The organism is Bradyrhizobium sp. 142 (assembly GCF_023074015.1).
Lineage (GTDB): Bacteria > Pseudomonadota > Alphaproteobacteria > Rhizobiales > Xanthobacteraceae > Bradyrhizobium.
This window is the reverse complement of the sequence record NZ_JADPKQ010000245.1, coordinates 1-832: the sequence shown is the minus strand read 5'-3', so window position 1 is coordinate 832 and position 832 is coordinate 1. Positions and strand designations below refer to the sequence as shown.

At 61.8% G+C, this 832-nt stretch carries 1 pseudogene; it reads right to left on the bottom strand.

From position 1 onward, the window contains the following. Positions 1 to 108: 108 nt before the first annotated feature. Positions 109 to 832, bottom strand: a pseudogene (locus IVA82_RS22615) (IS3 family transposase); the annotation flags it as partial.

The window sequence follows — 832 nt, the reverse complement described above, 5'->3', positions numbered from 1 at the left end:
TATCGCCGAACGAGCACGACAGAACCCAAGATACCCCACGGGATCACATCCCAATCAGCAAAGTCTCTTCTCTTCAACAACATAGACAGATGGGTGTTGTGATGCGCGATTGTAAAAGTCGAGATACCGGCCGATCGAAAGTCGCGCCTCGCCGACGGTTTCGTAGGCTCGCAGATACACCTCCTCGTATTTGACGCTGCGCCATAGCCGCTCGACGAAGACGTTGTCCCGCCAGGCGCCCTTGCCGTCCATGCTGATGGCGATGCCCTTGCTGGCGAGCAGGCCGGTGAAGGCCGCGCCGGTGAACTGGCTGCCCTGGTCGGTATTGAAGATTTCGGGCTTGCCGTGACGAGCGAGGGCGTCCCCCAGTGTCTCGACGCAGAACGCCGCCTCCATCATGATCGATAGCCGCCAGGACAGAACGCGACGGGTCGCCCAGTCGAGCACGACGGCGAGATAGACGAAGCCGCGCGCCATCGGGATGTAGGTGATGTCCATGGCCCAGACTTGGTTTGGGCGCGTTATCTCTATGCCGCGCAGCAGATACGGATAGATCTTGTGGCCGGGCTCGGGCTTGGTGGTGCGCGGACGGCGGTAGAGCGCCTCGATCCCCATCCGCCGCATCAGCGTCTTGACATGCCGGCGGCCGATCTTGCACCCCTGCAAAGCCAGCAGGCCTCGCAACATACGCGAACCGGCGAAGGGGAACTCCAGGTGCAGCCGATCCAGATGCCGCATGATCGCGAGGTCGGCGGACGACACCGGGCGCGGCAGATAATAAACGCTGCCGCGGCTGATCTTCAAAACTTCCGCCTGCCTGGTGATCGACAGA